This is a genomic window from Halopseudomonas sp. (assembly GCF_036960865.1).
Lineage (GTDB): Bacteria > Pseudomonadota > Gammaproteobacteria > Pseudomonadales > Pseudomonadaceae > Halopseudomonas.
Map to the genome: position 1 here is coordinate 20100 of NZ_JBALWE010000001.1, position 23714 is coordinate 43813.

Below are 23714 nucleotides of genomic sequence, written 5' to 3' on the forward strand. Positions count from 1 at the left end.
TTCGTTGTTCCGTATCAGGTGTGATAAACCGCAATCAAGTCCGACAGGCTCTGGGCCACCACACCCTCTGCCTCCAGCTGCCGTCGCAGCTCATCCGAGATGCTAGGCGCGATAGCCGCATATTCCACCGACCAGCCTGCAAAACGTTTTTGTACCGCCAAGAATCTGTCCGCGCCGCGTTTTAATGCGGCGATCGAACCAGGCAGTTTGTCAGCATTGCGCTTGCAGCTGCCGAACCGGATGCGACGCTCATCCTCGTTCATGGCCACCAGGTCAATTTCAACATCGGCCCGATCCCAATAACCCGACACCCGTTCAGTCAGCGGAAAGGAGCCAATGCCTAGTCGGCTGTGCTCCTCGTAAATCTGTGCAACCAGATCTTCCAGAGCATGCCCTTCCACCTCACACAGCCGCTGATCCGCCTGACTGATCAATTGCTCGAGCGGGCGAAAGGCAGAGGCAGCTACCGGCTTCTGCAAGGCGCCCAACCAGGCACGCAGGAAGTTATCCTTGATGTAATACCGCCCTGAACGCGCCTTGGCTCGCGCAAAGACCGGCAAACGCCGCTCTATCATCTGGTAGCGCTCAGCCAGCACTTTAAGATACCCGCCCACCTGCTTCACCTCACCCGGCCCAGAAATATCCGCCAAGGCCGCCTCGATATCGGCGTTGCTGCAACCGGGATGAGCCGAGAGATACTGCAGCACCATGTCATAGCGCCCACGCAGCTCCCGCAGGAACCAGTTGTCGGCCTCATTACGCAATGGCGAAGAGCTGGCAAAGAACAACCGCGCCAGCAGCTCGCTTCGTGAGGCCGACAGAACACCTTGCTCATAAGCATCCCGGTAAAACTTGGGTACCCCCTCAAACAGATTCCAGAGGAACAGCAACCTGTCGGGATCCGTATCTGCATGCGACTCGAGGATTTCAAGGATGGAGCGCACATCCAGATGGGTCAGCTCTATGGTGTCAGTCGTCCGGTTGAATAGCGGCGCATCGCGATCCTCCAGCAAGGCAGTCATTTCAGCATGCAGCGAACCCAGCACAATCAACCCACCGGAAACGTCCTTGGCTTCAGCCGCAGCCAGACGGTCCACCGCAGCCTGCAGGTAGGAGCAGAAATCACTCAACTGCTTGTGGTGAAAGTACTGAAACTCATCCAGAGCAACCACATAGCCCTGGCGAACCAGCTCTTCAATCAGGGTGGCAATATCCGCAAGGCTTTTCACCCGTCGCTGCAGACCGAAGGTTTCAAGGTAGCCATTGCAGGCAGCCACTACCCCAACGGCATCAGAGTCCGGTATCTGGATATACAGCGTATTGTCCTGGCCGCGCGCTTTCAGCGCTTGCTGGATCAGAGCGGTCTTGCCGATGCGCCGCCGCCCGGAAATCTGCAGAAAAAACCAGCGCCTGCGCGCCAGTATTCGCTGCATCTGCTCCAGCTCAAGATGCCTGCCATAGAACCGCCACTCTGCGCTTTGAGTCACCCAACCCACCTAATATAAAAATTTTTACCTTAACTGATTCTAGCAGCGCGCAAGGGGGGGGGGGGGGCGAAACGGCGGAGCGACCTGATGCTGAACAGAGCCTTAACCATTGAACAATGGGTATCGATGCCCAAATTTTGAGCACCTCAGCCGTCTAGGATGCGTAGTGAAAGCCGGCATCAAGCTCTGTGATAGCGCGCTGGGCAGCGCCACAGAAAGCCTCACTTGACGAGCCCACCCAGCTGCCGATTGAAGGACACGTTAGGCTCAAGCCTCATCAATTTCAAGGTTCCATTTCTATTACCTATATCCAAAAGCTTCGCGACTGGACTGCCAGCATTCTTGGTCAGACATTCTACATGGCCAAAAATGAATACAGCATCCCGCGCTCTTGAAAGAGCTACGTTCAGCCGATGCTTATCCAATAAGAAATCAACCTGCCCAGAGTTTCGAGTCATAAGCAATATGACAATATTTGCTTCACCTCCCTGAACTGCATCCACTGTTGTTACTTCCAGATCGAGATTATAAGAGCGTTCCCTGATGGCTACCTCGACTGCGTTTCTTTGTGCTTTATAAGGGCACACCACTAATATGCTAAGTTCTCCAAACCTACCTGAATCATCCATGCGTTTTAATAGCGTGTTAACTGCGGCCCGCTCAACTGGGTTTTCAATAGACTTAGAGATACCTGCTTTTCGGTGCCTATAATCGGGGACATTACTAAAATCAACAAAAGCAAGCCGATGACTAGAAAGCCGCCACCCTTCTTCACTTCTGGCAGACTCAAGACAGCTCTGGTAAAACATCTCGCTTACTATATCACCAATGTCTTTGTGCATCCGGTATTGAGTCGTGAGCATGCCCTTGCTTGAAGCGGGGAGCTGTTCAAAAATGTCGTGAAACGTGTTACGGCGTAACAGCTCCTCCACCTCGGATACCGACAGACGATAGCCTATACTGTCATCGAGCATATCTGTCGTCACGGTCGGTGGCAGCTGATTATGGTCTCCGACCAAAACAACTCTTTTTGCGACCGATGCAGGTATCAACAACTCAGCACCAAAGGCCTTTCCTGCCTCATCGATGATGGCAATATCGAAGGCACGGCTCCATAACCCATAATCGACTCTTGCCATACCCGTACAAGTGGCTGCGTGAATGCGCTTTGATCCTAACAGCCATTTAGCTGCCGACTCCCGCCCTTCGCGGCTAGCCAATAGCGCCTTCCAGCGTTGCGTTGCCTCATCTGAATCGAGACGTTCTCTATATTCTGGATCCAGTATCAACAAGCGTTTCTCGTGCCATTCTGCCTCAAGTTCAGTACCTTCGACTTTGTCGCGACTACCATATCGCACGACCTCGTCTCTCAATTCAGGAATCTTTTCCAGCAGATCCACTACTAACTTGGTAACAGCAACGTGAGTCGGAGCGCAAACCAGAATGCTCGGCCAATTCTGTCTGTTTGAGTTAGTAAAAAGCCCCGTCAACCAATTAACCAAAAGCGTCGTTTTACCGGTACCCGGAGGCCCCCATACACATACAACCGGCTCTTCAGAACCCAGCAACCCTTCAACACTGGCTCGACTCAAATTAGTATTAGAGATTGAGTCACCCGCAAGACCGAGCAGAGCTTCATGTACTCTGGGTGACACAAATCTTCCGAGGATTGCCTTCTCTAGGGCCTTGCTCAAAATCTGCTGCTGACTGCCCTCCCCAATGCGTTCGATGCGGGAAAGCCCAAAGGGGTTAATTTCGTGAAAATCAGCCTGATAGTGTACGTCCAAATCCAAACGCATTATGCCGAGCTTCAGATCAACCCAAGCAGCTCGCTTGATTTTCCATGTTTCAGAATGCCCAGTGACCTGCAGTCGGACTTTGCCATCACCAGAGGCTGCCTCATCAAGCCAGCTAGGGCGGTTAATGGTCGTAACGGTACCAATAACAACCTTCCCCCCCTTATCAACGCGGCCAGGTAAAAAACCGCAGGTCCCCTCCGTCTGGATATGCTCCTGTTGATCCTGATAAATAAGCGACAGCTTACGCAGTCTTAGAGCTGTTTTACGCTGAAGCAACATTTGTTTCTGGCCCGTAAGCTCAGAGTTTAACGCTTCCACAAAAGGCAAAAAAACCGAACGATCCGCATTAATATCGTCATCGGAGCCAGGTACAAAAGCAGCTAGCCCTGCATGAAAACGAATAGAAGAAGAGGGAATGTCGTAATCAAAGATTACCGCATCTAACACGAAAGCCTTCTCTTCATTGCTGGCTGTAGTCAGCAAAGTCACGTTACCCAGCATAAAACCAACTTTACTTGACCCGACAAGAAACACCCGCCAAGGTGATGCTTGGCTAACCTGACCAATGGCTTCATAAGCATCCACTAGGTCTCCCAATTTACTTTCTGGAACAGACAACAAGATAGGTGACCAAAACTCTCGACTACCCCCGACTCTAGGCGTCAGTCTGACCAGCAGTGGATTGTTCTGATTCAGCGCGCTTACTTGGCTCAACAACCAGACCTGCGGGTACACCTCGATCTCGGTTTCAGGGCTCAAACGACTATATTCTTGAGGCCTTGCCTGCAGCAGCAAGCTTACCCCCAAGTAATCCAGATGAACCCCCTGGTGGTCACGCCGGATAACCTTGGCGAGCATTACACCGCCGCCATCCGTCAAGTTTGCTTCTAAGAGCCCCGCACTCGGCGTCGAGACTTTCGCGACTCGTCTTTCATGATCAACATCAAACAGCATCGCTCGGCCATTAAGCTCTTCCGACCAGTTTTGCACCTGTAGCTCATAATCATGGAGCTTGCTCGGTACTGTCCCTTCAAAATGCACCAACCCGCCTTCACGCGGAAAATCATTTGGTAGCTGCAGCTCTGATGGGCTGGGCACGTTGAAATGATCCCCATCCACAATTCCCGCTAGACACTCACTGACCAGGCGCAGGTGGGCCCGCTCAGCATGAACACGGCTCAAGCCGAGTTCAAGCTCTAGAACTACTTGATGAAATGTGTCGCTCTCTCGACTACCCAGCCGCTTGCCCAAAATCGTTTTTGCTTTGGCGTGACTTGCCGTTAGCTCGGTCGCAACCTGATTACGCATATCAAGCTCTAGGCCGATAAGCTTTTCAAGCCCCTCAACGTAGCTGATCAGTAGCGTGCGTCTTTGTTTTTCATCCGCTGCACAGAGACCTTTGAGCTGATCCTCCAACACCTTGATTTGATTCTGGACATCGCTGGTTTGCCGACCATTCCACCAGCTGATACCGGTAGCAGTGAGGCTGATACCCGCTATAACAAATAGATGAATCACACGGATTCCCTACTACTTCTTTAGCTGTATTAACTGATCAGAAATGCGCAGCAGCTCCGCGCGTAGCTTTGCCTTATCCTCCTTTGAACAGTCCAGCCCCTTCATCTCCTGCATGGTGTAATCAAACAGTTCTAACGGCGCCTCTAGCACCCTTCTTGTCAGATCCAGCTCCTCAGTCCGGACCCGGTTATTCTCCTTGGTCATCTGAAGACCAACCTCTGCTTTTTTAACTTCGTTTTCTACTTGCGTGATACGTCCCTGCCATTCTGCAATAGTTGCCTGCAGCTGGTTGCGAGACTTAAAAACCTCAAAAACGCCCTTAAGTGCTTCTATCGCTTCCTTTGCGACTTGAAGCTGAGCAACCTTCACTTTCGTGTTCCCTTCTATAGTGGCACGCTCATTTTTTAGTATTTCAGTCTGATCACCCACAGTAGTTGTTGCACTCTTAGTCGCCGAAACCGCTGCAACTTTCGCAAGCAACTCGTCAGACATTGACAGCTTTTGATCAGACATCACTTTCATCTCCTAAGCACTGGTTTCATTGTAATATTGCAGAGCAATTTGCAGTTCTCTCCATACATCTTCAAGCTCGATTAGCTGTGTATCAAAAGCTTCAAGATCAGGCAGGTCCGAACTGCGTATCGCATGCAATTCATCCCAAACAAGGCGATACGCAGCTGAGCAGGCCAGCACCAGCTCACCCAACCGCTGTTGCACCTTGCGATTATTGCTAAGATCCTGCTTTGCCAGAGCAATCTGATCGGCCAGCTTCTGGCGCTCAAGCTCAAGCCTCTTGCCCTCATGCTGGATAAATCGTGTCAGCCCATCACGATGTAAACGGGCCTCCTTAAGATTTATATAGGAGTTCACTGCATCCGCAACCGATACGGCTGCCTCCAACAGCAACAAAGCAGGGTTGGCTTTTACAGCGGCTTTCGCCATCCCTTTCTTGAGCCCGTATTTACTAGCCATAACAACCGTATTTTTCAGCAATAAAAGCGCCTGTCTCGGTATTCGAATAGACATACCCTAAAACACCTTAACCCGGCACCATGACTCTGGCTGAAATGCAAATACTATATGCCCTGTACCCGAATCTATATTCTTGTCCAACTCCGCAGGCAGATCAGGGAAGCTCTCACCTTTGGCATCATTGATTCTCACCTGCTGCTCATCTTTGAGGATCCAAAGCGTTTGGGTATTTGGTTCATAATATACAGTCTCGACCGCCCCTCCCTCGGGTTCCGACGACTCAGCTCGGCAGCGTAGCATCAGAAAGTTCCTGCATCGCTCCTCTCCGCTCGCAGGCCTGAAGGGTTTACCGGCAAATGGCGTAAATACATGCCAAAGACCGGCCAGCAACCAATTCTCAGAGGTATCAACAAATACAGTTTTCCAGGGGCTTTCACCATCGCGGCGCAGAAATATCCGGACCCGGCTGTCTTCCATTACCTTCTTCAGCCTCTCGCGCAACTCACCTGACACCAGCGTAGTGAGAATTTCTTCGGGTAAGGCCTCGCCCGCTGCACGCAAAAAGCTATCATCGGCCCGCTTGTCATAGGGAGGGCGCGGCCAACCACGTGGCAATGCCTGCTGCTTGCGATGCTCATCAGTAGCGATCAACTGGGAATTTGCAGGAGCAGCGCCTGAATATACCCCACGTACCGGATTTGCATTCATGTCAAGAACCAGAGCTAAGGCTTCTACCAAATCCCTACCCTTTCTACTGAGTCCCCAGTCGCTGGCAAGCTTTTCCTCTACGAGATACGTGTGAATATCTTCTAGCGTGGCCCGATCAAGCCCTGTAGTCGAGGCAATCGCTTCTCTATTTTTACCTTCAGCGAGCTCTTCCAATACGAAGCTTGTTACGGCATCAAAACTGCGTGGTTTTTTGGCAACAGCCCAGACTTTGAAAGGCATGCCGCTGAAAGCAACAGCGATAGAGGGCGACACAGGCTGAGGAATACACGCCCGAAGGCTTGCGATTGCTCGAGCCTTCCTCTGCCGTTTATTCGACAGCCAACCGTCGGGCGTTTCGATACGAATAATTTGTACTTGAATCTTCTCACCAAGAAACACCACATCAGCAGGATGTTCAATCCAGCGCCAAGCCAGTTCAGACAATGGAACCCACGCTCTGAATCCTCCCGCATCGATTTCCGCACCAGTAGTCTTTAAATCTACGACACACCCAGTCACAAGCGAACCTTCACGTACACTCCCGAGCGCCTGCCTTGTCAGAGCTTCCGGGACAGCGCTGATACTGGCTTGCCAACCACGCGGATCATTCTTAACCAGCACAAATTCTACAGTTTGCCCAACAGTCAATAAGTCGCTGGCAGCAGACACCCTGTTATTGGCTATCTCGCCAAGAAACACCACCGCAGTCAGGTCACCCGACGCCACCTTCGCAAACTTTGGCCCCACGTAATCCACTTTTCCCGACATCACTTGCCCTGGGCTATAAGTGACGTTACTTCGCGAGGTAGTTCCGCTACTTTCCGAACCAAAATAAGAAGCTGCAGGACGCTTGGGCCGAGTAGACCGTGCAGAATTTTCCAACAAGGCGGTGAAAAGACTACTTAAGAAGCCCACTAGCGAATCTCCTCAAATACCTCCCATGCCACCCGGTAATCCTCTTCCCGATTGGGTTTGAAGAAGGGGGCGTGGTATTCGGTGGTGGTTTCCCAGGGGCCGTTTGGCAGGGTGTCGTCCTGGTGGGTTTTGCGGACGGTGCCTTGCAGCAGGTGCTGGATGTCTTCCCAGCCGAGGGCGATGTTGTGTTCGGTGCGCTCGGGGGAGTCGATTGTGTAGTGGGTGCCGGTGTCGAGGTCTTTTTTGTTGGCCTTGCGTGGCAGGCCGACGCCGACGAGGCCCTTGCTGGGGGTGAAGACGATGCGGCCGCGCTGGTCGTACCAGGTGTCGGCTTCGTACTGACGCATGACCGGGAACTGCACGCGGTAGATGGTCAGCAGTTCTTCCAGAGTCAGGCCGAGGGCCTGGGCGACGAGGACGTCGATTTCTACCAGCGCCTGGCGGCGGGCGTAGTCGCTGCGCAGGGCGTTGTTCCGTTGCCACTCGGGGGTGAGGTTGGCGAAAAAGTCCTGGGGCAGCGCGGCGATGGGCTCGCGGGTGGCCCAGTATTGTTGGCGGAAGCTGTCTTGCCAGTTGGATTGCCAGAGATCGGCGTAGTGGTTAGTCAGGCTAACTAACGAAAGTGCGCGAACGTGTAGGGCTGGCCGATTTTGCTCACCACAACCAAGTGGCAGTTGATTCAGGAGCGACTTGTTTACATGGCCGACGCCAGTGCTTTTTACTCGGAAATCCAACGGCAGTGATAGCGTGTAGCTGAACAAGTCCAAAAGATCACAATCATTTTTGTAAATCGTGCTTAAGCACGTATGGATATGTCCAAGACCTTTCGGCGCAATGGTTGTCGTCAATGTGCGCTCTGATGACGAGCCGACCATCTCACGGTTAACCAACCGATAATACTCCGTCACCAAGCGCGCCCGATGTTCGCCCTCTTCTACCCAGGGCACGCGCGGAGTGCGGTCGCGGTAGGTGACGGGATCGCAGGCGGGGATATAATTGGTGCGCGGTAGGTAGTCGTCCGGCAGGATTTGCAGGTCGAGGATGTCGTAGTGGCCTTTCTCTGTGCATACCGCTCGCGGGGTTTTGTAGAGCGGGCTGCCAACGTAGAAATGCGGGCCTGAGAGTATCCATTGGTCCGGGTTTTCCGGGAAACGGGTTTCCCGTTTCATCGTGCCGTCTTGTTGGGCGTTGACTTCGTTCCAGTGCTGCGTGGAGTAGTACTGACCTTTCAGGTCTCCCAGCCGCCGGGGCTGGGCGGCAAATTTATCCAGCACAGCCATTAACTGCCGGGCGTGCAGGGCCGGCAGGCGAGCTTCCAGCGCATCGGTGCCGGCTTCGTCGTAGAGCTGGGCGAACAGCGCGAGTTCGTGCTGACCGATTTCGATAATTCGGTCTCGGTGGCCTACCTGATTCCAATCACCCGTTTCCTCATCTTTGATGCCGCCCACCAGACCCTGCCCATCATGAGCAAACGCAGCATCAATGGTTTGCGGTACAAACAGGTTGGCGATGTTGTTGAAGCTGGGCACCTCATGCACGGGACCATAGACATTGGTGCTGAACTTCACGCGGTGGCCAATCGGAAACAGCATTCGCTGATTCTGGAACTGGAAGTGTCCTCGTAACCGTCGATACACCTCCCGCCGGAACGCCCCACCCTTGGGATCGTCATAAATTCCTTCCGGATGCAAAAACCCACTCACGCCCTGTTCGTTCACATTGGCCCAAGCCCGGGGAAGGAAACATTTGTACAAGTTGGCCTTTTGCCCGGCGAGCTGCGGGTAGTTCTGGGTGGCATTCAAAAACGCCTGCGAGCCTTCTGCCTCGGCCAGTTCGGCAAACCAGGCCTGCTCCAGTTCAGGGCTGCGAGAAAAGGCGGCTTCACGTTCATCGGTAAGCTGCTTGGCGCTGAGTTTGTGCAGCACAAAGGCCGGATTGTGGTCGCCAAGGATGCCGCCTTCCTGCCACTCCACTTTGCGCCAGGGCGGGTTACCCAGGGTGATGTCGAAACCGCCACGATTAGCGAAGACATCGGCCAAGGCCAGTTCCCAATGAAAAAAGCGGTATTGCTCACCCAGTTGGTTGGCCAACTTGAGGGTGGCGTAGAAGGGGTTCTTGAACAGTTTTTCCAGGTTCAGCTCACCCTGGGGCGTGCTCACCTCGCGGGCGGCGCGGGTCTCTGCCCGCAGGCCAAGCTGGGGTTGCTCAGCGGCAAACATATCCGCGGTGGGCGGGGCAAAGCCGTCACTCGCCTGATCGGCTGGCGGCCGCTCAGCGGCAAACAATCCTTCCTGCTCGGGGGCGAAGGTAAAGGTGCCGGCGCTGTTGAGAATGGTGTTGAGGTCAAACAGCCACTTCTGCCGGTCTGGCAATTGGTCTACCTGATCCAGCGGCCAGAACCAGAGGGCGCACCAGTAGTCCATCGCCAGCTTGAGGCGGCGATAAGGTGAGGCGATGCGGGCGTTGGTGTTGAAGATGCCGCGGGCGCGCAAGTCGTCTTTTTCGCGGGTGCTGGTGTGGTGCTCCTGTATGCCCTGCTGGCCCCAGAGCGGGTAGGTGTCTTCGGTGCGCTGGCGGTGCTGGGCGAGCATCTGGGTGTGCTCGCGCCAGAGCCGGTCTACCGCCTGACTGAGGCTTTGCAGCAGGCTGATTTCGCTGGCTTCCAGCGGGGCGCAGAAGTCCTTTTTCCATTCCTTGAGTTTTCTGAAGGCGTCTGGCCGCAGCTGTTTGGCGACCTTGTCGCCGTAATCCGCCATGCCGGGGTCGGGCAGCAGGAAGTGATAGATCTCTTGCTCACGACGCCCGCCTTCGCCGCTCGGCTCCAGCAAGGTGCGCGGCTCCAGCCGGCGCGGCGGCTGGTTGTACCAGAGCCCGTCTTTGGCCTGTTTTTTCAGCGCGACGGCCGGGTACACCTCACGGCGCGCGCCGATCAGGCTGTTACCGCTGAACAGCTGATAGCCGAACCAGGGCACGTTATGGCCACCAGACAGCGCGTTGAGCCAGAGCGAGACTTCGGCCAGCTCTACGGCAATGGGGTTGAGGTCCACGCCGTAGACGTTATGGTCGGCGATGTGCATCTTCACCCGCTGCAACTCGCGCTGATAGGCCTCGTGCGGGATGCGCTGGCCCAGCTCCTGCTGCTTGCGGGTGAGGTAAGCCTCTGCCAGCTGGTTGACCGCTTCGTTCAAGAAGGCGGCGCTGCCCATGGCCGGCTCGCAGACGGTGAGCGTGAGAATCTCGTCTGCGGTTACCTCTGCACCCAGGCGCTCCTTGAGGGTGTATTTGACCAGGCTTTTGGTCAGCACCTCGGGGGTGTAATAACTGGCGCTCTTCTCGCGGTCGCGCCCTGCCATACGATAGATGAACTTGCCCTTGGGGTGCACGCGCAGGGTCTTCTTGCGCTCGATCAGATCAAATACGCGCTCGTTATCGTCGAACTCGTCGAGCTGGCGCTGGTTAACAAAGTAACCGGTCTCCAGTTCGTTGGGGTTGATGTTCTCGCCCTTGGGGGCGACCTCGTAGAGGTCTTCGGTGGCGAAGAAGCCGCGATAACTGAGCAGCGCTTCATACACGGCGCCCAACTGGTTGATACCCAGCTGGGTGTAACTGACGCGGCCCCGGCGCTGCCTGCCCTTTTGCGCACGGGTGAGCGACATGCTGCGGATCACCTGTTGCAAGGTCTCGTTACTGAACACGACGCGGTTGAGCAGCGGCGTTTTGGCCGGGTCAAACAGGTGGCTGTCCAGCCCCTGCAAGGTGAAGGCGTTGGCGCTGCTCTGGTGCAGTTGGTCGTGCTGGCGGCTGATGCTGTTGCCCTGATAGATCAGGTTGAACATGCGCTGCAGGCTGTCGTGAAAGTAACGGCCCTGGCGGCTGGCGTCGGTGGTCAGGCGGACCATTTCCAGATCGCGCAGGCTGTCCAGACTGTAACCGGTGCGCCAGCTTTCATCGGTGGTGGGCAAATACCCCAGCTCGGGCCGGGCTTCGATATAGAACAGGAACAGAATGCGGTACATGTAGCGCAGACATTCCTTGGAGAGCTGATCGGCATCCAGGGCGTTATCGCCACTGAAGATGCCCTCCTTGCGCTCCCGGGCCTGGGCAATCAGCTGCGCTGCCGCTTCGTTGCCGAGCTGCTCGATGGCCTGACGCAGGGCGTACTTGAGGTCATCGGAGACGGCGAAGGCATGCTTGTGGCTGTTTTCGTCGAGGCTGTCGAGGCGGCATTGCCCTTCCTTGGGCGCAAGGCTGTCGCGGTGCAGCAGCACGGCGGTGGCCTTGAGGGTTTTGTCGTCACGGCGGCCGAGAATGTCTTCCCAGTCAAAGCGCAGCATGCGGTTTTGCGACCACTTGTAGCGGTCGATCAGAATGCCCTGGCGGTCAGACAACAACAGCACCCAACGCGGTGGGTTGTCCTGACGGAACACGGCCTGATCGAGAATGCTGTACCAATCGCTGTTTTTCAGGGCATCGGCATGGGGGCCGGGGCCAATGAACTGGCTGGCATGCAGTTTCAACGAAAGCGGGTCCAGGCCTTCGTTGTCCTGATCCAGTGCGCCAAGCACCCAGAGCTGATCGCCCAGGGCAGCGAGTACCGGCAACTCCTGATTGGCGGCGAGCAGGCGGTTTTCCGGCCGACAGGCGATGCCGAGCACCTGCATAAGGTCGGCATAAAACTGGCGCTGCAGGCGCACGCGCTCTGCGGCAGTGCGCTCGGTCTTGAGCTTGTGGCGCAGGGCAAAATAGCCTTGATTGAGGTTGCGCAGCCCGCGGTGCGGTGTGCTGTAGTCGTGTCCCTCTGCGCGGGCCTGCTCTTCACGGGCCTCCCAGTCGCGGATGGTATCGGCCAGATCGCCCTCAAATACTTCGGCAAGGTAGTGGGCACTGAAGAATTCGTTATCGTTGCTCAGGCCGATAAAGGTGGCGCTGTCTTGTACTGCCATACGAGTATTCCTGATTAACCTGGGCTTCAGGCGCTTGCGCGGGTGAAGGCGGCAATGATCTGAATAAAGGGCACCGGCTCAATGCTGAGGGTATCGCGCACCCAGGCCTGATAGTCGGCAAAAATCTGTTCAATGCGGGCGCTGCGCTCCTCGCGGCGGGCGAGCTTGAAGTGCTCTGCCTGCGCCGAGCCTTGCAGCTGCAAGTCCAACTGCTGCAGCTGACGGCCCTTGAGGGCCTGCAAGGCGGCCAGTTGCTGCTCCAGCTCGGGCTGGCGGGCGGCGCTGTAGGCTTGCTGCAACTGCGCCATCTGCGCGCTGGCGGCGGCGATCACCGGCTGACGCAGGGCTTCCAGCGGAGCCAGGCTGACCGGTTCGGCATGGTTGGGCAGGCGTTGGTTGAGCTGCAGAGCAGGCAGCCAATCGTGCGCCGGTTGCACGTCAAGGACTGCGCCGGCGCGGCAACGCACCGCAAACCACTGCCAGATCACCGGGTGGGCCTTGCGGTTGGGAATCAGGCCGCTGACCAGAAAGACGCTGTCTGCCCCCTGCATGGCGTTCGCCACCTGCCGGCTGTCCGGCAGCGCCAGCACCGGCGCACTATGGCGCGCCACCTGCGCCAGCAGGCGATCCTGCAGCCAGTCGATGGCCGGATGCTGAGGCCAGAGATAGTGCAGTTTGGGCCAGGCATTTTCGTCCTGGCGGCTGCGGCGGATTTCGTCTTCAAAGCGCTGCTTGTCGGCAGTCAGTACCAGGCTGCCGTCGTCGGGGCTGATTTCAGGCGGCAAAAAACGGAAGCGGTATTCAAGATCATCCGGCGGCGTGAGAGTGATGGTCTGACGCTCACGGTTGACCGAGTAGCTGACCACCTGCTGCTCACGGTTCAATGCCTCGAGGGCCTGATGGGCAAAGTCGAAGTCGTTATCAAACAGGCTGTAGCGTTCGACCGTGTGCTGCTCGGCTTGCTCAGAGGTGATCGGTGCGGCGGCGTCCGGGTTGAGGAACAGCGCCAGCAGATCGTCGCCTTCGTTGCTGTCATCGGCCTGATACTGGGCATCAAAGGTCTCGGCATCGGTGCCGGCGGCCATGGCGTCCATCGTCAGCGCCTCTTCAGCCTCTGCGTCGTGCACCTTCATAAAGGTGGCCGGATCGCCGATGTTCTTGTAGGCCTGCTCGTCCTTGTCCTTGAGGATTTCCAGAATGCGCTGGTCGCCGCGCACCTGCGGGTTGTCACTCTGATTGATCAGGTAGGTGATGATCGGTGTCTGTTCCTGACCGTAGCGGTCTACCCTGCCGTTACGCTGCTGGAAGACCATCAGCGACCAGGGCAGATCAAAGTGCACCAGGCGGTGCGAGAGGTAATGCAGGTTGATCCCCTCGCTGGCCACATCTGAACACAGCAGCACACGCAGCTTGCTCTCGGGCTTGCCGAAGGCTTCTACGATTTCCTGCTGCTCGATATCGGACATGCCGCCGTGCAGGATGCGAATGGCATCGTCTTTCAGACCAATATCCTGCTGCAGCTGGCCGTGCAGCCAGCTCAGCGTTTCAATGCGCTCACTGAAGATCACCAGACGGTCTTCGGTGTCGGTCTTCTTCCAGCCAAACGCCTTGCTGCCGAGCAGCGTCAGCAGTTGCTGGTACTTGTTGAAGTGCGCGGGTGTAATCTTGCCAAGCGCCAGCAACAGGCTGTGCAGACTCTGCACCTCGACCTTCTCGTCGGAGCTGATATCCGGCTTGCTTTCCAGCTTTTTGATGCGCTGCTGTACCGAGACCTGAGCTGCCGCCGGTGAGCTGAAGATGGCCTTCTGCAGGCCGATGCGCACCAGTTGACCATTGCGGGTCTGGCTGTGCTCACCGCGGTAGGTAAAGGGCACATCGAGCAGGTATTGGTAGGCCGCCTCCTCTTCCAGTGAGGCGTGCAGGTAGATGTCGTTGACGACGCGTTCCTTGAACTCCTGTTTTACCTGATCGCGAATATCCTTCTTGAAGCGGCGGATGACCAGGCCCTTGTCGCTGAAGTCGTCGCGGGCGTAGTCGTCCGGGTCAGTGATGGCTGTCGGATCGAGCATGTTCATCAGGCTGGCAAAACTTCTGGCTTTGCCGTCGTGGGGCGTGGCCGAGAGCATAATCAGGGTATCTGAGCGGCCTGCCAGCAATTGCGCCAGTTTTGCCCGCTGCGAGCTGGAGCCACGCTCGGCAACGTTGTGGGCTTCGTCGATGACGATGATGTCCCAGTAAGCCTGCTCCAGATGGCGGCGGTATTCGTTGTCCTGCTTGAGAGTGTCGATGGAGATAATCGACTTGTCGTAGTAGTAGAACGGATTGTGGTTGCCGGGAATGTGGTTGCGCACACGCTGCAAGCCAGCTGAATCAAGCCGGGTGAGCGGAATGGTAAAACGGTTCCACATTTCCTTCTGGAACTGGGTCATCATGCTTTTCAGCGTGAGCACCAGAATGCGCTTGCCGCGGCCACGGCGTATCAGCTCAGTCATGAGAATGCCGGCTTCCAGGGTCTTGCCCAGGCCCACTGCATCGGCAATCAGAATGCGCTGGCGATTCTGCCTTAGCGCCTGCAGCGCCGGGTCCAGCTGATAGGGCACCGGATCCATCGCCGCCTTATGGCCGAGGTGAATCTTGCCGTCGGCCGGCGTGATCTGGCGCAGCTGGGTTTCGATGAACAGGCGGCTCTTCTCAAAGCCGGGAGACAGATCCTGCTCAAAACGGGTTTGTGCCGGGTCCAGTACGCGAATGGCGTCGGCCTGCTCTTCCAGCCGGGTCAGAAAGCGTGCGCTCTTGCCGTTAACCAGCTCGGACAGGCCGTCGACCGTGAGCACATAGCCACCGTCGTCCGAGGGGTCGGCACGACGAACGATCCACTCGCAGTCTCGGATTACAACACGGGCGCCGGGGGCATAGAGTGCAGACATCGGTACTTCCTGCTTACAGCTTATGGTTATAGGCGGGATGCTGACCGATGAAGGCGACATCCCATGTCGCGTAACGCGCGTTTCGAAATCACAGGGCCAATGATGCGGTATCTGGCTTATTCGGGGAAGCCTCGAAGGCGCTAAAACGGTGCATCAGCGGCCTTACAAGCCCATCGACTGAATAATATCTTTTTCCGCTACGGCTTCCGGTGTTACGACGGCATCCTTGAGCATCAGCTTGCCGCGCAGCAGGCGGTCCAGGTGTACGTCGAAGGAGTCATACTGTGGGTGGGTCACCGCAGGCAGGTGGATAAACACCGGCTTCTGCTGACCAATGCGGTAGACCCTGTCCGACGCCTGAGCCTCCTTGGCCGGATTCCAGTGGCGCTCCAGATGAACAACGTGGTTGGCACCAACGACCGTCAAACCAACCCCCGCAGCAACAGGCGACATGATCAGTACGTTGAACCCATCACGTGCCTCAAACTCGGTAATCAGCTTCTTGCGGGTCATGGTCTCAGCCTTGGTCGCCACGGCTTTGGTGTCGCCGTTGATGACCGCGATATCCAGCCCGTAGATCTGATCGAGCCAGAGCTTGAGCAAACGCTGCAGACGCTTTGTCTCCATAAACAGAATGACCTTCTCGCCTTTAGCCCGAATGTCATCCAATACCGACAGCAGCACTTCCAGCTTGCCGGACTCCTGCATGAAACTGCGAGCCTGCGCGGCGCTGGTTGCATACAGCGCCGACTCGGCTTCAAGGCGCGGGTGCAGAGAAATACTGCGCAAGCTGCTGAGCGCCGCGAGCGCGGTGCCGCGTAGATCTTCTTCGGCATCGCGACGGTCGCGGTAATCGTTAAGCACGGCATCGTAGGCCTGCAGCTGGGCGCCACGCATCATGGTCGCCAACTGGGGCGTGTGGCGCATTCCGCCACTCTCTGCCGGTAAACCGGTACAGATAGTCTTGCTAGGCAGACCTGTCAGCTGATCTTCCTTGATGCGGCGGAGCATGAAGATGCCGACGGCGCGGCGCAGATCGTTGCCAACCTCCACTCTCACCTGGTCACGCACTTCATCATCAGCAGCCAGAATCGGCTTGATCCAGGTGTCGCGGAAGTGATCCCAGCCGCCGAGCAAACCGGGTTGTGCGGTATCCATCAGGCACCAGAAATCGCCGAGGCTATTTTCGACCGGCGTACCGGTAGCCAACAGTTTGAAGTCAGCCTTAAGGCCCTTGGCTGCACGCGTCTGGTGGGCGTTGGGATTCTTGATGTTCTGTGCTTCGTCGAAAATAACCATGCCCCAGTCAATCTGGCACAGCGAGAACTGATAGTCGCGCAGGGTCTGGTAGGTAGTGAGCACCAGTCTGCGATCCATGTCGAGCCGATGCGCGCCCGCCTCCGGGCCGATGGTGAGGGCGTAGCGAATGCTGCGTTCATCGGCCAGCTCATCGTCCCCAAGGGCTGCCAACTGGGCGGACTCCCGCTCGGCGCCTTGAACCCGGAATTGATTGAGATCGCGCCCTGACTGCAGCACGACCACATCCCGAAACGGGACCGCAGGATAGGTTTTGCTGACCTCATCCTCCCAGTTCTCAAGCAAGCTGAGCGGAGCAACCACCAGCACCGGCTTCTCCGGTTGCTGTTGACGACGCTGATTGCGCAAGTACTCCCCCACCGCGACCAGCGACATATAGGTTTTACCCAAGCCCATGTCATCGGCCAGCAAGGCTCCCTGAACGCGATATAAGTCGTTGTGGTCATCCTGCAGGGCAACATTCAGCAGCTTGAGCATCCACTCGATGCCTTCGCGCTGATGCGGAAACGGTTCGCGGGAATAGGCCGACCAGTCAGTTTCTTGGCTCTGTGCTGCGGATTGGGCCTTTTGCAGCAGCCCGGAACTGATCGCGTCGGCGTCTTTGAGCACGACTGCAACCTTCTCGCCCTGCTTTTCATTCTCCGAAGGCGCATCAGGCTGCGTTGCTGCTCGCTGGAACTCGGGATCGGCAAGCTTGGCCTCGGCCGCCTCGATATGCTCGGTAACCTGCGCCACATCAGAGATATCAATAGCCTGCCCGCCGAAATGCACGACTTCAGCGCCCTGCCCTTGTGCGGCTACGATCAGCTCTTTCAAGCGTGCTAGCTCTTCCGGAGATTGCACAACCTTGCTGATGACGCTTGGCGCTGCTGGGCGGCGGTCCAGCGCAAACCAGTCGTTACGGACAAGATCAAGCTCACCAAAATCGACGTGCTGAGGCTTGCCTATACCTGCCACACGCAGGGAAAAACCCATGTCCAGATTGACCAGTGCTGCGTCAAGGAATGCCGTTGGCGTGGCGATAAACTCAGCCACTTTGTCCGCAGGGATACGGCGGTTGGAAAGGACATTGCGCACGCCACTCATCTGCGCTTCATCCAGCAGGACGACGCGATTATCTATGCGCATCACGCCGCCATCTGCACTCATATCAAGCTGCGACCAGCGCTTGCTCAACTGATCTACGGAAGAACCATCGCCCAAGGTAGGACACAACTCCAGACTGCCATCTGGAAGGCGCGTAGCGATTACTCCAACACCTTCCGGCACGACCACATCCATACGATCGAAATGGCTAAGGTCAATCCGCATGCCGCTGCGCGCAGCTGTTTGCAGTTCAGCCATCAAGCGTACGTTGGCAGCCTCCCCTCTCTGCTCCGGCGCCAGCTGCTGATGCCGCTCCAGCGCGGTCAGCCCATACAGCTCAGCTGGGGTGAGGCGGTACACTTCAGTGCTGGTTAACGATAGATAAGGCCCCTTGCGCTGAAACGGGAAAACGCCGTCAGCAGTTTGTGCAGCAAGCGCTACACGAAAGCCGCTTTGACCGGTACGACCGTCAATTGTTGCGGCAAAACTGCCGGGGTAGCGGCGCGGCAAGCGAAAGATTTCGGCTTGCTCGTCGTCCATCGCCGCTACGGTGTGCGCATCAATACGAAAGCCATTGGCAATGGCCTCAGCAGCCGCTTGCTCCGAGAGCATATTCAAGGCAATGAGCTGTACCTTCTGCAACGCATTGCCTTTGCCCTGCTGCAGCACCTGATGCTGCTCACGGGGCAGAAAAACGTTTAACCCACCGGAGTCAGCCGCAAACCGGAAACCGTCCAGGGTCGACAATGCATCACCGTCTTCACCGATAAAGCGACGAAAGAAACTGGCAAGTCCCATATCAGATCAGCTCCTGCTGGTCGTATTGGTCGAAAGCGGCTTGGGCTTCTGGGGTAGCAGACCAGAAGCCTTTTGGCTGTTCGATGCAAAGCCCTTTTAGAGAGCCTTTCAATATCAAATCCAACTCAGCAGCTCTAACTCCTAGCTCCTCAGCCATCAGCCTCAGCTCAGAAGCTGGAGCTCCTGATAGCTTACGTAAAACCCGCCGCGCCACCGCAGTAAGATCTGAGATACGCTGCAATACTTCCTGATCATGAGATGGATGTCCTTCGGAGGCCTGCAGAGCTTCACAGTAACGCAAGCCTTCCCGTGACAGGCTCCAGCCATGCGTGGCGTCCTGGACAACAAAACGCCGCAGAGCGCCGTGCAATGCGGCGTTTATCTCCCGAGGTTCCAATTCCAGGATGCTGGCGGCGTAGCGCACGCGATCTCCGCCATTGACCTCAAAGTACTTGAGGATGGCATGATCCTGCACGGTCAAGGCGTCGCGAGTGTATTGTCTAGAAGATGACCTGTTGGTGCGACTTGTTATTCCCGTAGACACATTGGCCACACCATCAAGCGACCCATCAGTTAATGCAGGACGCTCCAGCTGGGACGAAACGCCGGGAGCTATTGGAGCTGGGCGGTGCCGAGGGCGGACAGAACCGGCTTCGTCGACTTGTCGGGCTTCAGACGCGGCCTGTTTCGCTGTTGGCCGAAAGCCGGCCGGCGTGGAGCCAGGCCGCGCTGCCGGTATCGGAGTTCGACTGGGTTTGACCGTTGGAATACCGTAGCGCTGCAATTGCTGGCGGTAATCAGTTGCACTCAGCAACTGCTCCATATCAAGCCCGATGCCGTTATCGGCGAGGAAGCTGAAGACCTTGTGCTGCCAAGTATTGGGGTTATGAACAAATGCATCATACGGTAGCGAGGGATAGGCTCGCTGATAATCTGCTGGCACCTTATTGGTCAGGTCAGCGTGACTGAAGGATGTACGCTGATACGAGGTCAGCAGTTCACCGGGCGGCGCGAGATATACCCATATTTTGAAGCTGTGTGAGCCCTCCACCAGATGGAAATCACCGCAATCGAGGTAGATCACAGCCTTATCAGCCAAACCACCATCCATCTTGGCAAAGCTGGTGCGTACTTCCTTGCCGAGGATGCGACGAACCGAGCTTTCAGCACGGTGCCCAAGCAACAGACGTGTATTGCGGATCAGCTTAAGCTTGAACAACCCCTCCAGGAACAACTTGCGAGCCGGAAACATCCGCTGCAGATCGTCGTTGTCGCCTTCAATGCCGTACTGCTCCACGGCCTGCAAAAACAGCCTGAGGTCTTCCCGCGACAACCATCCGCGCACCTTGGCGATACGCTCGGCCCCCAGAGGCTGCCACCACTCTCGATAGGATGGCGCAGAGTTGGCGATGCGAGGATCTCCTGCCAGGGAAATAATGAAGTTCTGCCATACGTCGCCCGGTTCATCGGCAACCCGGTCAATCATGATTTCCAGCGCTGCATGCCCTATGCGCTTCTCACCCTGATAGGGAGCTTTGGCCACACTGGGCTTTAATAGCTCATCAAGCACGGGGTCGTGCTTACCCGGATAGAGGCTGCGCAAGGTTTCGAGGTAATAGTGGGCACGACAGATGTCGCCATAACGGCCCCCGTCAAAGCCGTCCAAACCGTAGGCGGAAATCGCATCATTGAAGTCACGCCCTTCAGAACGCGCCAACTGCACCAGTCGCAACGGCGCATCCAGCTCCAGCAGCCAGGGGTGTTCACCTAGAACGGAGATAATATCTTTGCGAATCGATTGTTGGCGGCGCACAGGAAGCCGTGTCAGTTGCTCTTCGATGTGGCCCTGCAGTACGTGCCTGAGACTTGTCTCGGACTGTTTTCCGCAGGCATCCAACTCATCGAACAGGCCGAAATAAAGTTGCAGCAACTGAACCAGCGTCAGTCGCGTCAGGCGAGGCTGCTGCGCCTCTATCAAGGCATCCAGAATGCGATCATTGAGCAGACGCAGACCATAATCACGGTCGGTTGCCCATAGCGAAGTCAACGCACGCGCCGCCATTCGTCGTTTCAACAACGCAACTAGCCCGTCAACGCGGCCGGTTCGCGCCATTTCGCGAAAGCGCTGAATCATCCGCTCGAAAGCGTCACTATTACCAGCTGCGCTTTCCATGCGCGCAGCCTCTTCCTTTAGCCGCGTCCAGACATCGATGACAGATGAAGGCCACTCCGCCGGACGATTCTCGACAGGAGGCAAACGCATCACTTGGCATCCAATAGCTTGCGTGTTGCTTCGTAATCGGCACTGTCTGGCCGGCGAATCGTGAAGCGAATGTCGATACGGCGGTTTGCCCGCAGCTCGTCTTCGGTGAGTTGCTGCGTATTCACCGGGCGGGTCGCGGCATAGCCACTAACAGAAAAAAGTGGTTGACCAGCGCGATTCATCAAACGATCCAAGCGCTGATCTTCAGGCAGAGCTGTACTCCAGAATTGCCACAAAGAGATGGCTCGAAAGGTGGAAAGCCCCCAATTGCCTTTGCCCATAAACCCTGGGAACGGGCGATTGTCGGTATGCCCTTCAATAAAAAGCGTATCCAAGTGATCCAAACGCCCTTCTTGGCTTAGCACCGCATTCAGCACCTCGCCAATTTCGCGCGCGGTACTTTCGTAACGTGACTGCAGCTCATAGGCCCCAGTGTCGAACCCAAGCAGGTCATTAGGGATGCGCAGGACCGTATGATTCTCGGACACTTCAACCCGAATGTTCCGCTGGCGCAGCGCTTCGACAGCCTCATCCAGAATCGTACGGCGCACTTCTTCGGCCTTTTTCAGCTCCTGCACCTCCTGCTCAAACTGGACCTGGCGCTGCTCAAGCTCCTGCTGGATCTCCATCAATTGCAGAATAAGAATGACCGAGGCGAGGATAAAGATCACCAGCAACGCCGACATGATGTCGGAGAAGCTCATCCAATAGGGGTTCTCTTCATCAACCGAGGAGCTTGAGGAGGAGCGAAAGCGCATTAGCGGGCCTCCAGCTCGTCAACAACATTACTGATTGCCTGCACTGCTGCACTCATCTTGGTAGCAAAGCCCAGGGTCTCTTTATTCCACTGGTCCATCCGCTCGTGTACCTGCCGACTGGTCTCGGTTGAATAGCTCTGCAGCCAGTCCTCTGCCTGCTTTTCAATCGCACCCACCTGGGTGCGCAATGCCTCACCCAGTGCAGTAAACTCGGCACGCACTTCGGCTAGAAACGCTTGCTGATGCTGCCTCATTTCGCCGAAGCCATCGCGCGCCAAAGCTGCGGTTTGCTCAAAACGTTCGGCGCTTTCCACCAGAGTGTCTTGCAACAAAACAAGATTTTCCGCCTGACGCTTGAGCTGGTCCGACACGGCAGCGTTACGCTCCGCAGCATGGGTGATACTACTGGCAACCTGGTCCAGACGTGGCGCAAGCTGCTCCGTTGCCTGACGCAAGTTGTTCGACAACACTCCCAGCTGCCCGGCACTACTGTTCATATGCTGGCTGCTATTTTCTACAGCCAAGGTCGCCTGCTGCAACTGAGTCACCAAGGTCTGATGCTGCGCTGCCAGTTGCCGACTTTGTTCCTGCGTTGCCTGAACAGCAGTGGCGATAGCGTCCAGCAGCTTTTGCTGCTGCGCAGCAACGCTTTCAAGCTGGCCGTCCAACCGCTCCTGGCGTTCACGCTCGCGTTGATCTGCCTGCCGGCCCTGACTAGTGAAGGCATCAGACATGCGCTCAAGCATTGCAGTAAGGCTGGACTCCAATTGCTGCTGACGTGCATCAGCTGCCTCATTCACGCTGCGCAACTGGTCACGAGCGGCACCGCCCACTTGCTCAAGTAACGCAGAATGGCTGGTACTGGTTTGCTGCATGATTTGTTCAAACGCAGCCTGCCGCTCCTGATCCAGCCGTTGCGCTGCACCAAGTTGGGACTCCAGCTGCTCTCCGATGCCGCCTACCAGTTGACTGAAGCGCTGCTCCATTTGCTGCTCGCGCTGCTCTGACGCAGCCGACATGCGGGTGAGCTGACTCTCAAATTGAGCAGCCTGTTCCTGAACCGCCGTTTGCTGTTTGGACTGCTGATCGCTCAAGGCGGAAAAAACGTCGTTCAGGCGAGTACTCATTGAACTCACAGCCGAGTTGACGTCGGCGGCCGCCTGCTGCATCTGGGCGCCTTGCTCCCGTCCGGCAGAAGCCATGCCATCCATGAACCGGCCCATCAGGCTCTCCAAAACCTGGCTGGATTGCTGGCTGCTGGTGTTGACGAGGGTTTGAATTGCGGGCGCCATAACGTTGTTGAGGGCGTCGACGATGGCCTGCTGCATTGCATCGCTCATCCCGTTGAGCGTTTCCTGCAAACGGTCGCCGATACGCTCGTGCAGTTCCTGCAATGCCTGTTTGCTTTCCTTTCCATATTCGGCAATGTGAACCAGCGATTGCTCTGCCGGAATCCGCGGGTAGAGAAAATCAATCCGCTGCTGCAAAGCCCGGATTCGGGTGAGCGCGCCGCGCTCAAACATTTTCTCGATAAAGTTCAGCGCCAAACTAAACGCCACACCCCAGACCGAGCTCATAAAAGCGACAGCAGCACCCGAAATAAGCTCGTTGATACCTCCTTTCAGGGCCTCAACCTCGTCGCTGGTGCCCACCAACCCCTCCAAGCCGACGGTCAAGCCGACGAAGGTGCCCAGCACACCAATCGCGACAAGGAAACTAGGGGCTGCTGCGAGCAGACGGCTGCCTGTCAGGCCCGGAGCCAAGGTGCGGGAGTTAAAAAAGTGCTCGGCATCCAAGGTATTGAAAAGCTGTTTCTGGTCGCTCGAGCTAACCAGACTCTCGTCGAACTCACGCCACAAAGAGCCCACTCCAGAGACTGGAAGGGCTTCGGCTTTTTGTAGGGTTTCACGCCGGGCAAGTGCGAGCGTTTCCTTGTTCTGCCCAGCCAAAAGAGAGCTAAGCAAGCGGATACGGCGGCGGAACCGAACATAGTGGATAAAAATCGCAATCAAGGAGACAGCAAAAATAAGCGCTGTCGCGCTCCAGAACCAGGCACTTAACCCCGTTGTTTGCGCACTGAACATTGCGGAGAAGTCTGGCCAGAGGTGTTGCAAAAGTTCCATCATCGTCGAGTTCATCCATCTGTGAACCGGTGTCTTGGCATCCCCCCGCGCCAGCCTGAAACGAAGCGAGGGTGGGTACAACAAAACTACCGTGCCTTAC

General features: G+C 56.5%; 11 protein-coding genes. All 11 read right to left on the reverse strand.

The genetic code is table 11. From position 1 onward, the window contains the following. Nucleotides 1-14: 14 nt before the first annotated feature. Nucleotides 15-1487: an ATP-binding protein gene (locus V7747_RS00055; RefSeq protein ID WP_335614037.1), complete on the reverse strand. Its 1473-nt coding sequence runs from the start codon at nucleotides 1485-1487 to the stop codon at nucleotides 15-17. 221 nt (nucleotides 1488-1708) lie between these two features. Continuing rightward, on the reverse strand, nucleotides 1709-4804 hold the full coding sequence (locus tag V7747_RS00060; RefSeq protein WP_335614038.1) for a DEAD/DEAH box helicase: 3096 nt from the start codon (nucleotides 4802-4804) through the stop codon (nucleotides 1709-1711). A gap of 12 nt (nucleotides 4805-4816) precedes the next feature. Next, a complete protein-coding gene (locus tag V7747_RS00065) occupies nucleotides 4817-5317 on the reverse strand; it encodes a hypothetical protein (protein WP_335614039.1) in 501 nt (166 codons plus the stop codon). A gap of 12 nt (nucleotides 5318-5329) precedes the next feature. Continuing rightward, the gene (locus V7747_RS00070) at nucleotides 5330-5830 is read right to left on the reverse strand and encodes a hypothetical protein (RefSeq protein WP_335614040.1); all 501 of its coding nucleotides are present in this window, start codon (nucleotides 5828-5830) and stop codon (nucleotides 5330-5332) included. Between the two features lie 3 nt (nucleotides 5831-5833). Then, on the reverse strand, nucleotides 5834-7252 hold the full coding sequence (locus V7747_RS00075) for a S1 RNA-binding domain-containing protein (RefSeq protein ID WP_335614041.1): 1419 nt from the start codon (nucleotides 7250-7252) through the stop codon (nucleotides 5834-5836). A gap of 146 nt (nucleotides 7253-7398) precedes the next feature. Further along, nucleotides 7399-12342, reverse strand: coding sequence for an Eco57I restriction-modification methylase domain-containing protein (locus V7747_RS00080; protein ID WP_335614042.1), 4944 nt, complete (start codon nucleotides 12340-12342; stop codon nucleotides 7399-7401). Between the two features lie 26 nt (nucleotides 12343-12368). Then, entirely contained in the window at nucleotides 12369-15269 is a 2901-nt protein-coding gene (locus V7747_RS00085; RefSeq protein WP_335614043.1) for a DEAD/DEAH box helicase, read from the reverse strand. A 162-nt stretch (nucleotides 15270-15431) separates the two neighbouring features. Continuing rightward, entirely contained in the window at nucleotides 15432-18470 is a 3039-nt protein-coding gene (locus V7747_RS00090) for a DEAD/DEAH box helicase (RefSeq protein ID WP_335614044.1), read from the reverse strand. A gap of 1 nt (nucleotide 18471) precedes the next feature. Beyond that, the gene (locus tag V7747_RS00095) at nucleotides 18472-20733 is read right to left on the reverse strand and encodes an EH signature domain-containing protein (protein WP_335614465.1); all 2262 of its coding nucleotides are present in this window, start codon (nucleotides 20731-20733) and stop codon (nucleotides 18472-18474) included. Further along, nucleotides 20733-21491, reverse strand: a complete 759-nt coding sequence (locus V7747_RS00100) for an OmpA/MotB family protein (protein ID WP_335614045.1) — start codon at nucleotides 21489-21491, stop codon at nucleotides 20733-20735. Before V7747_RS00100 ends, V7747_RS00095 begins: the two co-directional genes overlap by 1 nt. Continuing rightward, on the reverse strand, nucleotides 21491-23629 hold the full coding sequence (zorA, locus tag V7747_RS00105; RefSeq protein WP_442909157.1) for an anti-phage ZorAB system protein ZorA: 2139 nt from the start codon (nucleotides 23627-23629) through the stop codon (nucleotides 21491-21493). Before zorA ends, V7747_RS00100 begins: the two co-directional genes overlap by 1 nt. Nucleotides 23630-23714 lie beyond the last annotated feature (85 nt).

Coding starts and splice junctions, on each gene's coding strand:
- V7747_RS00095 (WP_335614465.1), bottom strand. CDS start 20,733: ATGCGTTTGCCTCCTGTCGAGAATCGTCCGGCGGAGTGGCCTTCATCT.
- zorA (WP_442909157.1), bottom strand. CDS start 23,629: ATGAACTCGACGATGATGGAACTTTTGCAACACCTCTGGCCAGACTTC.
- V7747_RS00090 (WP_335614044.1), bottom strand. CDS start 18,470: ATGGGACTTGCCAGTTTCTTTCGTCGCTTTATCGGTGAAGACGGTGAT.
- V7747_RS00100 (WP_335614045.1), bottom strand. CDS start 21,491: ATGCGCTTTCGCTCCTCCTCAAGCTCCTCGGTTGATGAAGAGAACCCC.
- V7747_RS00085 (WP_335614043.1), bottom strand. CDS start 15,269: ATGTCTGCACTCTATGCCCCCGGCGCCCGTGTTGTAATCCGAGACTGC.
- V7747_RS00075 (WP_335614041.1), bottom strand. CDS start 7,252: ATGTCGGGAAAAGTGGATTACGTGGGGCCAAAGTTTGCGAAGGTGGCG.
- V7747_RS00065 (WP_335614039.1), bottom strand. CDS start 5,317: ATGTCTGATCAAAAGCTGTCAATGTCTGACGAGTTGCTTGCGAAAGTT.
- V7747_RS00070 (WP_335614040.1), bottom strand. CDS start 5,830: ATGTCTATTCGAATACCGAGACAGGCGCTTTTATTGCTGAAAAATACG.
- V7747_RS00080 (WP_335614042.1), bottom strand. CDS start 12,342: ATGGCAGTACAAGACAGCGCCACCTTTATCGGCCTGAGCAACGATAAC.